The 12456-nt window shown below is 72.3% G+C and carries 10 protein-coding genes; 2 read left to right on the top strand and 8 right to left on the bottom strand.

All coding sequences use genetic code 11. The annotated features are described in order from the left end of the window. Complete coding sequence (locus AB0H93_RS09090) at positions 1-960, bottom strand: alpha/beta fold hydrolase (RefSeq protein WP_358569824.1); 960 nt, start codon at positions 958-960, stop codon at positions 1-3. A gap of 110 nt (positions 961-1070) precedes the next feature. Between AB0H93_RS09090 and AB0H93_RS09085 the strand changes: the two genes are divergently transcribed. After that, positions 1071-1913 (top strand): helix-turn-helix domain-containing protein, encoded by an 843-nt coding sequence (locus AB0H93_RS09085; RefSeq protein WP_358569821.1) that lies wholly within the window; start codon positions 1071-1073, stop codon positions 1911-1913. Positions 1914-2155: 242 nt separating this feature from the next. On the opposite strand, the gene AB0H93_RS09080 is transcribed toward AB0H93_RS09085, so the two are convergent. From AB0H93_RS09080 to AB0H93_RS09055, 6 genes are all read right to left on the bottom strand, one after another. Continuing rightward, positions 2156-3715: a hydantoinase B/oxoprolinase family protein gene (locus AB0H93_RS09080; protein WP_358569819.1), complete on the bottom strand. Its 1560-nt coding sequence runs from the start codon at positions 3713-3715 to the stop codon at positions 2156-2158. Then, positions 3712-5664, bottom strand: a complete 1953-nt coding sequence (locus tag AB0H93_RS09075) for a hydantoinase/oxoprolinase family protein (RefSeq protein WP_358569816.1) — start codon at positions 5662-5664, stop codon at positions 3712-3714. Before AB0H93_RS09075 ends, AB0H93_RS09080 begins: the two co-directional genes overlap by 4 nt. A gap of 342 nt (positions 5665-6006) precedes the next feature. Beyond that, positions 6007-6678 (bottom strand): GntR family transcriptional regulator, encoded by a 672-nt coding sequence (locus tag AB0H93_RS09070; RefSeq protein ID WP_358569813.1) that lies wholly within the window; start codon positions 6676-6678, stop codon positions 6007-6009. 51 nt (positions 6679-6729) lie between these two features. Further along, positions 6730-7716, bottom strand: coding sequence for an ornithine cyclodeaminase family protein (locus AB0H93_RS09065; RefSeq protein WP_358569810.1), 987 nt, complete (start codon positions 7714-7716; stop codon positions 6730-6732). Positions 7717-7808: 92 nt separating this feature from the next. Continuing rightward, positions 7809-9908 carry a bifunctional polysaccharide deacetylase/glycosyltransferase family 2 protein gene (locus AB0H93_RS09060; RefSeq protein WP_358569807.1) on the bottom strand — a complete coding sequence of 700 codons (2100 nt, stop codon included), beginning with the start codon at positions 9906-9908 and terminating at the stop codon, positions 7809-7811. Positions 9909-9922: 14 nt separating this feature from the next. Beyond that, positions 9923-10132 (bottom strand): hypothetical protein, encoded by a 210-nt coding sequence (locus AB0H93_RS09055; RefSeq protein WP_358569804.1) that lies wholly within the window; start codon positions 10130-10132, stop codon positions 9923-9925. Positions 10133-10421: 289 nt separating this feature from the next. On the opposite strand from AB0H93_RS09055, the gene AB0H93_RS09050 reads away from it, so the two are divergent. Then, positions 10422-11399 carry an LCP family protein gene (locus AB0H93_RS09050; RefSeq protein ID WP_358569801.1) on the top strand — a complete coding sequence of 326 codons (978 nt, stop codon included), beginning with the start codon at positions 10422-10424 and terminating at the stop codon, positions 11397-11399. 4 nt (positions 11400-11403) lie between these two features. Here AB0H93_RS09050 and AB0H93_RS09045 read toward each other — a convergent pair whose 3' ends face one another. Continuing rightward, positions 11404-12432, bottom strand: coding sequence for an aliphatic amidase (locus AB0H93_RS09045; protein WP_358569798.1), 1029 nt, complete (start codon positions 12430-12432; stop codon positions 11404-11406). Positions 12433-12456 lie beyond the last annotated feature (24 nt).

Genomic DNA, 12456 nt, shown 5'->3' with positions numbered 1-12456 from the left:
TCAGCGCGATGCGGTTTCGGCGGCGAAACCGCGCAGGAGGGCCCCGGTGGTGTCCGGGGCCTCGAACATGGGTGTGTGGCCGACACCGTCGAGGATCTCGATCCGGGCGTGGGGGATTCGGCGGTAGTCCTGTGCGGACGACGGCTGCCACCGCCGGTCCTGGGCGCCGAAGATGACGAGGACCGGCAGGCCGAGGCCGGTGAGCCGGTCGGGGACGGGCCGTTCCGCCAGGAACGCGTCGACCGCCTCGTCGGTCGCGGTGAGGCTGCGGTAGGTCATGCCCCGGACGTCGGCGACGAGCTGCTCGGGGATCCGCACCTCGCGGGTGAACGCGGTGCTCATCGCGCCGTGGAGCGCGCCGTCGGTGCGCAGCCGCCAGATCAGTTCCCCCACCACCGGCGTGGTCATCAGGTCGGCGACGAAGCTGTCGCCGAGGAACGCGTCCGCCCGCGGGCCGGTGTCGACCAGCGCGACCGCCGCCACCAGGTCGCGGCGCTGCTCGGCCAGCGATGCGGCGACGGCGCCGCCGGTGGAATGCCCGACGACGGTCGCACGGCGCACCCCGAGCCGATCGAGCACCGCCCCCACCCGGCCCGCTTGCGCCGCGATGTCGTAGCCATCGGTCGGCTTGGCCGATCCGCCGTGCCCGAGCAGGTCCACCCGCACCACGCGCAGGTCCCGCAATGCCGGCAGCACCGGCTCCCACCACGCCGCCGATCCGGCCAGGCCGTGCAGGAGCACCACCGCGGGCGCGCCGGGCGGTCCTTCCTGCACGACGCGGATGTCCCCGCCGGGAACGCGCACGATCTGCTCGCCGGAGGCTTCGGCCGTCTCCGTGCGCACTGACACCGTGTTCCACGCCAGCAGGACGGCCAGCCCACCGGCGGCCAGCAGCGTGATCCGCCGCCGTCGGCTCCACGACCGCCGGCCGCGGTGGTGCGGGATGGTCGTCTCGTCCATGGCTCCTCCGCCCGTCGTTCCGGGGTCACCCTTCCGGCGTCCGGCACGACGGGTATTGGAGAAATGTCATCACCGTGGTCCCGCCGCCGAGCCGCTCGTACAGTTGACGCGTGCGATCAGTTCGCCGGACGGCAGGTTCCACCGCTGACTGGGAGATCGCGCGACCGTCGCGGGCAACCGCGCTGCCCGGAGTCGACATGGCGGGATTCCGCATTCGCGGTCCCGTCGAACTGCGCGCCATCCCCCACCCGGCCGTCACCGTGGCCGTCGAGTTCGGCGACCGCCCGTTCGACATCCACGGCGCGACCGGCCGGATGCGGTTGGAGAGCCTGGCCGCCGGGCTCGCCTTCCGCGCGTTCCAGGCGCGCGCCGAGGGCGTCGCGTGCATCCAGATCCGCCTGTCCCCGCTTGCCGCTTACTCCGTGCTCGGGCTCCCGCTCGCGGAGTTGCGCGGGAGCGTCGTCGCGCTCGATGACCTGTGGGGCCGCGACACACCGCGCCTGCGGGAGCGGCTGCACCAGGCGCGGACCTGGCGGGAGCGCTTCGCCCTGATCGACGCGGAGCTGTCCGGCCGGCTCCACGCGGGCCGGGTGGTCGAGCCCGAGGTGGCCTGGGCATGGCGCCAGATCGTCGCCGGTCACGGCCGCGCCCGGGTGCGCGACCTCGCGGCCCGGATCGGATGGAGCCGGCAGCGCCTGTGGTCGCGCTTCGGCTCGCAGATCGGCCTGACCCCCAAACGCGCCGCCATGCTGGTCCGCTTCGACAACGCCATCCACCGCCTGGTCAGCGGGCATGCCCCGGCGCAGGTGGCGGCGGACGGCGGCTATGCCGACCAGTCCCACCTCCACCACGACGTCCGCGCGTTCACCGGGACGACCCCCACCGCCGCCGCGAACGAGCCGTGGCTGGCCGCCGACGACACGGCCTGGCCGGCCCACGGCCTGACCCGCTGATGCCGGTCGTGAGTGGTAATGGTCGTTGGAACGACCATTACCACTCACCATGAATCACCCTTTTGCCAAACGAGATCTGAACGAAGCGCGCTGTGCAGTCCGAGCCGCCTCTCAGCCAACGGGCGCGGGCGCCGGGATGCGGAAGCCTCCGGCCGCTGGGGTCGGAGGCTCCGCCGGGCCGGGAAGTTCGAAAGCTCCACGTGCCAGCGCAGGGCGCCCGGCCGGCACCTCCAGGGTAGCGCTCAGTCGCCTTCGCCGGGACCGCCCCAGCCGCCTCCACCTGGGGTTTCGATGCGGATCCGGTCCCCTCGGCGCAGCGGCCAGGTGCCCTTGGCCGGGAGCCCTTCCTCGGTGCCGTCCGCCCGGACCAGGACGTTGCGGCCCACCGCGCCGGGCTCGCCGCCCCGGGCTCCCCGCGGGGCGTGTTCGCGGCGTTCGGACTGGATCGTCAGGGTGCAGTCGGCGAGCGCTTCGATCTCCCGCACCAGGCCGTCGCCGCCCGGGTGCCGTCCCGCGCCGCCGGAGGACGGCCGGAGCTCGTAGCGCCAGACCCGCAGCGGGTAGTCCAGCTCCATCGCTTCCGCCGGCGTGTTCTGGGTGTTGGTCATGCCCGTGTGCACGCCCGACATCCCAGCGCGGGTGGGAGTGCCGCCTTCGCCGCCGCCCAGCGTCTCGTAGTAGCTGAACGCCGGGTCGCCGCCGCCGATCAGCAGGTTGTTCATGGTGCCCTGGCTCCCCGCCGGGACGCGGTCGGGGATCGCCTGCGCGAACGCGCCGAGCAGCACGTCCACGATGCGCTGGCTGGTCTCCACGTTGCCCGCCGCAGTCGGGGCCGGGAACGTCGGGTTCACCACCGTGCCCTCCGGCGCTTCGACGCGCAGCGCCCGGTAGCAGCCGGCGTTGGGCGGGGCGTCGGGGTCGGTGAGCATCCGGAGCACGAACATCGACGCCGACAGCGTCACCGCGAACACCGCGTTGCAGTTCACCGGGATCTGCCGCGCCGTGCCGTCGAAATCCACCAGCACCTCGTCGCCGGAGACCGTCACCGCCGCCTTGATCGGGATCCCGTCGCCGATCTCCAGCACGTCCTCGCTGCGGTAGCAGCCGTCGGGGATGTCGCGGATCGCCGCGCGCACCCGGCGGTCCGAGTAGTCGCACACCGCCGCCATCGCCGTGCGCAGCCGCCGCGATCCCATCCGGGCGGCCAGTTCGCGCATCCGCACCGCGCCGACGTGGTTCGCCGCGAACTGGGCGCGCAGGTCGCCGCGGCGTTCCTCGGGGGTCCGCGAATTCGCCGCGATCAGCCGGACCACGTCCTCGCGCTCGCCGGTCGCGTCGGCGATGCGGACCGGCGGGATGCGGACGCCCTCCATCGCGATCTCGGTCGCGGTCGCGGGCATCGAGCCCGGCGCGGCGCCGCCGACGTCCGCGTGGTGGGCGCGGTTGGCCACGTACCCCAGCAGCCGGTCGCCGTCGCCGACGGCGGCGACGATCGTCAGGTCCGGCAGGTGGGTGCCGCCGAGGTAGGGGTCGTTCACGCAGACCTGCTCGCCCGGTTCGAGCCGCCCGCAGGTCTCCAGCACGGCGCGGACGCTGGCGGGCATCGCGCCCAGGTGGACCGGGATGTGCTCGGCCTGCGCGACCATCTCGCCGTCGGGGTCGAACACCGCGGCGGAGCAGTCGGCGCGTTCCTTGATGTTGGGGGAGTAGGCGGCGCGGCGCAGCGCCACGCCCATCTCGTCGGCGATGCCGGCCAGGGCGTGGCGGAACACCTCCAGCTCGACGGCGGTCAGCTCGGTCATGTCAGCCGCACCACCAGGTTCCCAGATTCGTCCACTGTGGCCACTTCGTCCTCGGCGAGCAGCGTCGTGGTGTCCGGCTGCTCGATCAGCGCCGGCCCGGCGACCTCGTCGCCCGCCTGCAGCGCGGCCCGGGACACGATCCGCGCGCGCACCGACCGGTCGCCGATGCCGATCTCGCGATCCGGTTTGCGCTCCGGTTCGCCCTGGTCCCAGTCCCGCGGCGAATCCGCGAGGATCGGCTCGCCGCGGGCGATGACCCGCAGCGTGACGACCTCGACCCGCTCATCGCGCATCGCGTACCCGTACGACTCGCGGTGCGCGTCGTGCAGCAGCTCGGCGAGATCGGCCTGCTCGGTGACGTCGATCCGCAGCTCGTGGGACTGTCCCGCGTAGCGCATGTCGGCCACTTTGGACAGTGATATTCCCGTTGTGACGCCTTGCTTTTCAAGCTCCCGATGAGCTTCGGTGCCCAGTTCCTCCCACGCCTGCGACAGGTCTTCGCCGGCGTCCACCAGCACCGTTCGCGACGCCTCGAAGCGCGGCGGAGCCAGCAGCAGGCCGAGCGCGCTGAGCACGCCGGGCGCGGGCGGCACCACGACGGCGGGGCAGCCGAGTTCCCGCGCCAGCGCGGTCGCGTGCAGTGGGCCCGCGCCGCCGTAGGCGACCAGGGCGAGCCCGGCCGGATCGATGCCGCGCTCGGTGCTGACCCTGCGCAGCGCCCGCGCCATCGTCGCGCGCACGACGGCCAGCACTCCGGCGGCCGGCTCGGGCAGCGTTTCCAGCGCTCGGCGTGCGGCGTCGGCGTCCAGCCGGAGGCCGCCGCCGAGCTCGCGAGCGGGGTCGAGGTGGCCGAGCGCGCAGTGCGCGTCCGTCACCGTGGGTTCCTCGCCGCCGAGGCGGTAGCAGGCCGGGCCGGGGTCGGCGCCGGCCGACTGCGGACCGACCCGCAGCGCGCCGCCGGTGTCCACCCACGCGATCGACCCGCCGCCGGCCCCGACGGTGTGGATGCCGACCGCCGGGGTCCGGAACGGCAGCCCGGCGATCTCCGACGACGTCGACACCTCCGGGCGGCCCTCGCGGATCAGGCACACGTCGGTGGACGTGCCGCCCATGTCGAACGCGATCGCGTCCTCGAACCCGGCCGAGCGCGCGACCGCTCCGGCGGCCACCACGCCCGCAGCCGGGCCGGACAGCAGCGTGTGCACCGGGGCCGCCGCGGCGAAGTCCACGCCCGCCGTGCCGCCGCTGGAGGTCATCACGGTGATCGTCGGGCCGGGCAGCCGGGTGGTCAGGTTGGACAGGTAGCGGCGCATCACCGGCTCGACGGCGGCGTTGAGCACGCAGGTCGACGCCCGCTCGAACTCGCGGAACTCCGGCAGCAGCGAGCTGGAGCGGGTGATCGGCACGCCGATCTCGGCCAGCGCCGCGCACAGCCGGCGCTCGTGGTCGTCGCAGGCGTAGGAGAACAGCAGGCACACGGCGATCGACTCGGGTTCGAGGCGGCGGACCGCGGCCACCACCCGGTCGATCTCGGCATCGGTGAGCTCGACGACCGCCTCGCCCCGCGGGCTCATCCGCTCGGCGACGGTGACCGACCGCTCGTGCGGCACCAGCGGTTCCGGCTTGGTGGCGGACAGGTCGTAGAGGGCGGGCCGGTTCTGCCGCCCGATCTGCAGGACGTCGGTGAAGCCGTCGGTGGTGACGAAGGCGGTGCGGGCGATCTTGCGCTCCAGCACGGCGTTGGTGGCGGTGGTGCTGCCGTGCGGCAGCAGCCGGAGCGACCCGCCGGGCAGGCCTTCGGCGATGCCGCGCTGCACCCCTTCGGCCTGGTCGGCCGGGGTGGTGGGCACCTTGACGGCCCGGGGGCGGCGGCCGGGGGAGTGCACGACGACGTCGGTGAACGTGCCACCAACGTCCACCCCGGCACACGCCTCGGCCTTTCCGGTCATCGCAGTCACCCGCGCTCAATCATCGCGCAGCGGTCCGCACCCGGCAGGAACGCCGCCGGTCCGGGGCCCAGTGAGCCCCCGTTCTGGCTGCTGTCGAGGCCGTTCTGGAGGTGGCGACGTGCGGGCGTGCCGAGGCGGTCTCGCATGGGGCGGGCTTTCGCGCGAAATCGTCGTCCGCGTGCCTGGGGAACGCCGGTTTCGCGCGAAAGCGTCACCTGGCAGGCGTGGGGACGCCGTTCTCGCGCGAAAACGGCGCGCAAAGGACGCACGGCATCGCCAGCGGGGACGACCGCGGGCCCTTGGGAGGGGCGAGGAGGAACGCGCTCAGCGGGACGGAAGTGTCTACTGTGGATTTGCCAGCTGGTCGAAGGTGGGCTGGCGGCTGGCCGCCACGTGCTCCAGGGCGATCCGGGCCGCTGCTTCGGCGTTGCCCGCGGCGATCGCGTCGAACAGATCGGTGTGCTCCCGGCAGAGCATCTCCGGGTCGGTCGCGCTGGTGAGCCGGAACAGCCAGCGGACCTTGCTGTTCAGCGGCGCCATCATCGAGTGCAGCAGCTCGTTGTCGGCGAGGTCGATGATCGTCGCGTGGAACGCCGCGTTGGCGCGGGCGATGCCGTCCTTGTCCGCGGCGGCCGTGGTCGCCCGCGCCTCGTCGAGGTGCGCCCGCAGCCGCTGCAGGCCCTGCCGGTCGGCGCGCTGCGCCGCGAGCCGGGCGGCCAGCGATTCCAGGCTCTCCCGGATCTCGAACAGGTTCTCGACGTCCTTCGCCGTCATCGAGGCGACCACCACGCCGCGCCGCGGCAGCGCGCGCACCAGCCCTTCCGACTCCAGCTGCCGGAACGCCTCGCGCAGCGGGATCCGCGAAACCTCCAGCTGCTGCGCGAGATCGCGCTCCACCAACCGGAAGTCGGGCGGGTAGGCCCCGGAGATGATCCGCTCCCGCAGCTCGTCGGCGATCGAGTCGCGCAACGAACGATGCGCCGACCCGACGGAAGGTCGCGCTTCCAGCGACACCTGGCACCTCCTGGCCGCGGTCCGGCTCCCGCGCGGCCCATCGTATTCCGCCTACTCGGGCAGCGAGATCTCGATCCCGATGCCCTTGTCGCGCGCCCGGTCGACGAGGATCCGGGCGGTCGCGAGATCCTGGATCGGCACGCCCACCGAGTTGAACAGGGTGATCTGCGCGTCGTCGCGGCGGCCGGGCTTCGCGCCGGTGAGGACCTCGCCGAGCTCGTCGCGGACGTGGTCGACCGTGATGGCGCCTTCGTCGAGCGCGATCGACACGGCACCCGATTCGGCGAGCGCGGTGTCCAGCGAGTCCACCACGACGCGGGCGCGCGCGATGCCGTCGGTGTCGATCTCCCGGTGGTCCCGGCGCGGCGGCGCCCCGACGGCGTTGACGTGCAGGCCCTCACTGAACCAGCGACCGGCGACCACGGGCGTCGCCGCCGGGGTGAGGGTGCAGAGGACGTCCGAGCCGCGGACGACCTGCTCGGGGCTGCCGGCGAGCTCGATGTCCACGCCGCTGTCGGCCACGGCATCCCGGAAGGCCCGGGCGCTGGCCTCGGTGCGGCTCCACACCAGCACTCGGTCGATCGGCCGGACCCGCGTGATCGCCGCGAAGTGGCTGCGCGCCTGCGCGCCCGCCCCGATCAGGCCGAGCACGCGCGCGTCGGGGCGGGCCAGGCAGCGGGTCGCGACGGCGGAGGCGGCGGCGGTCCGGTACTGGGTGATCGCGCCGCCGTCGAGGAATGCCTCGCAGACCCCGTTCTCGGGGTTGACCAGGACGATCGTCGACTGCTGCCGGGGCAGCGCGCGGGCCGGGTTCGCGGGCACGTCGGCGAGCAGCTTGACGCCACCGGCCTGGCCGTCGGCGAGCGCCGCCGTCATCGGGATCAGGTGCGCGTCGGTGCCGGGCGTGCGGGCGGGGTGCCGTTCGGGCTGGTCGGCGCGGCCGAGGGCGAGGTCCTCGTGCGCCTGCTGCACCGCATCGATCACCTCGTCCATCGAGATCAGCGAGCGAACGTCGGACCGGGTCAGGATGCGCACCATCGGGACCTCTCCGTCGAGAAAGGAGTGTTGGTCTATGGTATACCATATTGTGAGCCCGGGTTTCGATCTCCGCCCGGGCGGGCGAGCTCAGTTCACCGGCGCCGCCCGGCCGCCAGCGGGACGATCCGGCCGCGGCGCTCCAGCTTCTGCCACGGCAGCCGGGCGCCGGCGAGGGCGGTGATCACCGACTGCACCACGACCAGGTACATCAGCTGCCGGTACACGATCTGCTGCAGCGGAAGGACCAGCAGTGGACGCAGCGGCTCGCCGTCCAGCCGGAAGGCGATCACGCCGGGAACCGCCTGCAGCGCCAGGAACCCCAGCCAGGTCAGCGCTACCGTGCCGGCGTCCTCGGTGAACAGGGCGAAGCACGCGGTCACGTCGACCACCGGGGAGATCACCTGCAGCAACACCTGGAAGATGAGCAGGTAGGGCAGGCCGCGCCGACCGAGCCGTCCCGCTGCGCCGCGCTCGACGACGGCCCGCCGGTGCTTCCAGATCGCCTGCAACGTCCCGTAGCACCACCGATAGCGCTGCTTCCACAACTGGCCGTAGGTGGCCGGCGCCTCGGTCCACGAGATCGCGTTCTCCTCGTAGACCACCCGCCACCCGTCGCGCTCCAGGGCCATGGTCAGGTCGGTGTCCTCGGCGAGGGTGTCGTCGCTGACGCCGCCGATGTCGAGGATCGCCGAACGGCGGAAGGCGCCGAGCGCGCCGGGCACCGTCGGCGTGCAGTGCAGCACGTCGTAGACGCGGCGGTCGAGGTTGAAGCCGATCACGTACTCGATGTGCTGCCAGCGGCCCAGCAGGCTGCGGCGGTTGCCGACCTTGACGTTGCCGGACACCGCGCCGATCGACGGGTCGGTGAAGCGCGCGACCATCCGCCCCACCGCATCGGGTTCGAGCACCGTGTCGCCGTCCACCATGACCACCAGCTCGGAGTTCGCCGCGGCCAGCCCGGTGTTGAGCGCCACGGACTTGCCGGAGTTCTCCTGCTGGATCAACCGGATGCGCGGGAACCGCTCCTGCAGCCGCTCGACCACCTCGACGGTGCGGTCGGTGGAGCCGTCGTCGACCACGATCACCTCCACCGGATGCTCGGAGGCGAGGATCGAGCGCACCGTGTTCGCGATGCCGGCTTCTTCGTTGTACGCCGGGACGATCACGCCGACGCGCTGGCTGATCGGCCACGGCGGTTCCCACCGGCGGGAACGACGCACGTGGATGGGCACGACGAGCAGCACGAACACACCGCGCAGCGCGACCAGCGCGGTCGCTGCCAACAGCAGCACGCGCAGCGCGTCCGACAGCCGGGCGGACGACCAGATGGTGGTGGCGAGCAGGGTGCCTGCGATGCGGTCGACGATCCCGGCCTCGTTCATCGTGCCGGGGAGCTGGAAGGTGCCGCCGACCGAGTCGACCTGCCAGCCGGAGCGCTGCAGATCGGGCAGCAAGCGGTCGAGCGCCTCGGCGGTCGCCGGGCCGGCGGTGCCGCTCATCATCAGCACCGCGCCGCGGTCGTCGCGGGGCGTCGAGTTCGCCAGCACGGCCGCCGCGTCGGGTTGCCGCCAGTCCTGCGAGTCCAGATCGGCCAGCACCACCTGGCGGCCGTGGTTGCCGATGCGCAGGAACGCCTTCCACGCGTCGTAGTCCAGCGATCCGGTGGTCGCGTACGGAGGCTGGACGAGGTCCGTCGTGATGCCGGCGGCGCTCGCCAGCACGAGGTCGGTGGCCTGCAGTTCCAGCTGCACCCGCAGGTCGCCGGCCTGCCGCAGGTCGGTGCGGGTGAGGGTGCGGTTGCCGATCTCGTGCCCGGCGTCGACGATCCGGCGGACCAACCCCTGGTTCTCGGCGGCCTGCGCGCCGGTCACGAAGAAGGTGGCGTGCACCTGATGCCGGGCCAGCACGTCCAGCAGCATCGGTGTCCACTGTGGATCAGGTCCGTCGGCGAAGGTCAGCGCCAGGTGGCGGTCCGGCGGGTGCTGCACCACCGGCTCGCGCGGATCGATCACGGAACCGCCGGCGAACGCGGATTCGGGCACGAACTGCCTGCTGCCGCTCGGCGTGCTCGGCGCGCCCGCGCGGCTGAGCACCGAGTCGAGGCCGAGCAGACCGCACAGCACGAGGAGCACCAGGCCGAGCAGCAGCCAGTGCGCCCGGGGAGTTCGGGGGATTTGCGAGCGACGCGGCAAAAGTTGTTCCTGCTCTAGGAGTTGACGCCTGCGGTGGTCGGCAGCGGCGGGGCGGGGGCGCGCGAGTCGAGCATCGCCGCGGCGAGGAAGACTCCGAGGCACACGAGCACGAGGCTGATCGCCAGGACGAACCGGCGGAACGTGCGGCGACGGCGACCGCTGCTGTCGACGAAGACCGGCTCCGCGGGGTGGTGCACCCGGTGCACGCTCCGGTCCGGGCGCACGTCGAGGGTGGTTTCGCCGCTATGTCTCCGCCGTCCGGAGTGTCCGGTGTGGACCACGACGGTTCCAGGGCTGCCGCGGCGCCGGTGCCTGGCGTGGACTTCTTCCGAGCCGCTACGGGGTCGCTGGCGGCCTCGTTGGGGCATCACTACTCCGGTTGTTGGAAACGTCGATCACTCGAATGGGTAAGTCGGGGCACCGTACGATAACGTTACGGTCACTCTGGACCAAGGCACGTCGTTTGTCGGGGACGCGTGCGAGTGATCTGAACACGCGGAGTGAACACGGATCGTGAGAGTTTTCTTGCGGCGCACCGCCCGACTGGTGTCGCTGGCCCTGGCCGGCCTGGTCGTGCTCGTCGCCGCCGTTGCGCTGTACCTGGACTTCTCGCTGGGCAGGGTGCCCGCGTTCACCGACTACGCCGGTCGCACCGCGCCGGCGCAGGGCACGAACTGGTTGCTGGTCGGCTCGGACAGCCGCGACGGTCTTTCCCCGCAGCAGGAACAGGATCTGGTCACCGGCGGCGCGGCCGACGCGGCCGGATCCCGCACCGACACGGTCATGCTGCTGCACATCCCGGCCGGTGCGGGTGCGCCGACGCTGGTCAGCCTGCCCCGGGACTCGCTGGTGCCGATCGAGGGCCACGGTCCGAACAAGCTCAACGCGGCTTACGCCTACGGGGGTCCGACGCTGCTGTCCCGGACCGTGGAGGAGGCCACCGGGCTCCACATCGACCACTACCTGGAGATCGGCCTGGGCGGTTTCGCCGGGGTCGTGGACGCGGTCGGCGGCGTGCGGATGTGCCTGCCGCAGCCGATCCACGACCCGAAGATCGACCTGACCCTGGCGGCCGGCTGCCAGCAGCTGACCGGCGCGCAGGCACTCGGATTCGTCCGCACCCGCGCCTTCGAGCGCGGCGACCTCGAACGCGCGGAGCACCAGCGGGAATTCCTCACCTCGTTGGTGCACAAGGCGACCAGCCGGGAGGTGCTGTTCAACCCGGTGCGCTCGGTGCCCATGGCTTGGGGGCTCGCCGATGCCGTCACCGTCGCCGACGGCGATCACCTGGACGACCTCGGGCAGCTCGGCTACCAGGCGAGCACCGCGGGTGAGGGGTTGATCACGGCGACCGTGCCGACCAATGGCGGGATGGACATGCCGGGCGTCGGCTCGGTCCTGTTCTGGGACAAGGCGAAGTCGGCGGAGCTGTTCACCGCCCTCAGACAGGACCTGCCGGTGCCCCGCGAGGCGCTCTCGGGTGCCCGGTGAACGATCAGTCCGGGTCGGTCGGCAGCGAGCCGACCTGGCAGTCCTTGACGCCGACGGCGTCGCGGGTGAACGTCTCGACGTTCTTCTGCGCCCGCTCCGGGTCGTTGACCCACATCCGGTAGAAGTCGAACGGGCAGTCCGCCACGCCCTTGTCGCCGTCGCCGGCGGCGTGCACCCCGGTGTAGCCGCGGTGCAGCAGCTTGAAGAGGTGGTTCTGGGACTGGTCGTGGCGGCGCGCGTCGCGGATCGCCGACACCGACAGCTGCGCGTACTGGATGCCGTACTCCTCCTCGCCGGTCTCGCCGAGGGTGCGGCCGTCGAAGCCGATGATCGCGGAGTGCCCGAAGTAGGAGTAGACGCCGTCGAAGCCGGCGGCGTTGGCGACCGCGACGTAGCAGTTGTTCGCCCACGCCATCGCCTTGGACATCAGCACCTGCTGGTCCTTGGCCGGGTACATGTAGCCCTGGCAGCGCACGATGAGCTCGGCGCCCTTCATCGCGCAGTCCCGCCAGATCTCCGGGTAGTTGCCGTCGTCGCAGATGATCAGGGAGACCTTCATGCCCTTCGGGCCGTCGACGACGTGCGTCGTGTCGCCCGGGTACCAGCCCTCGATCGGGCACCAGGGCAGGATCTTGCGGTACCGCTGCACGATCTCGCCGCGATCGTTGATCAGCACGAGCGTGTTGTACGGCGGCTTGTCCGGGTGGTCCTCGTGGCGTTCGCCGGTGATGGAGAAGACGCCCCAGGTCTCGGCGCGGCGGCAGGCTTCGGCGAAGATCTCGGTCTCCTCGCCGGGGACCGTGGACGCGGTCGCGAACATCTCGTCGGGGTCGTACATGATGCCCTGCGTCGAGTACTCCGGGAACACCACCAGGTCCATGCCCGGCAGGCCGGTCTTCATGCCGGCGACCATGTCGGCGATCTTCCGCGCGTTGGCGATCACTTCCGCCTTGGTGTGCAGGCGCGGCATCTTGTAGTTGACCACCGCGACGCCGACGGTGTCCGGGCTGGCGGCGATGTCCCCGTGTCGCATCGGTTGCCTCCTCGAGCGAGATGA

This window comes from Saccharopolyspora sp. NPDC050642 (assembly GCF_040654735.1).
Classification (GTDB): Bacteria; Actinomycetota; Actinomycetes; order Mycobacteriales; family Pseudonocardiaceae; genus Saccharopolyspora; species Saccharopolyspora elongata.
The sequence above is the reverse complement of the archived record's forward strand: the minus strand, read 5'-3'. Positions and strand labels throughout refer to the sequence as shown.

Coding starts and splice junctions, on each gene's coding strand:
- AB0H93_RS09045 (WP_358569798.1), bottom strand. CDS start 12,432: ATGCGACACGGGGACATCGCCGCCAGCCCGGACACCGTCGGCGTCGCG.
- AB0H93_RS09080 (WP_358569819.1), bottom strand. CDS start 3,715: ATGACCGAGCTGACCGCCGTCGAGCTGGAGGTGTTCCGCCACGCCCTG.
- AB0H93_RS09090 (WP_358569824.1), bottom strand. CDS start 960: ATGGACGAGACGACCATCCCGCACCACCGCGGCCGGCGGTCGTGGAGC.
- AB0H93_RS09075 (WP_358569816.1), bottom strand. CDS start 5,664: ATGACCGGAAAGGCCGAGGCGTGTGCCGGGGTGGACGTTGGTGGCACG.
- AB0H93_RS09065 (WP_358569810.1), bottom strand. CDS start 7,716: ATGGTGCGCATCCTGACCCGGTCCGACGTTCGCTCGCTGATCTCGATG.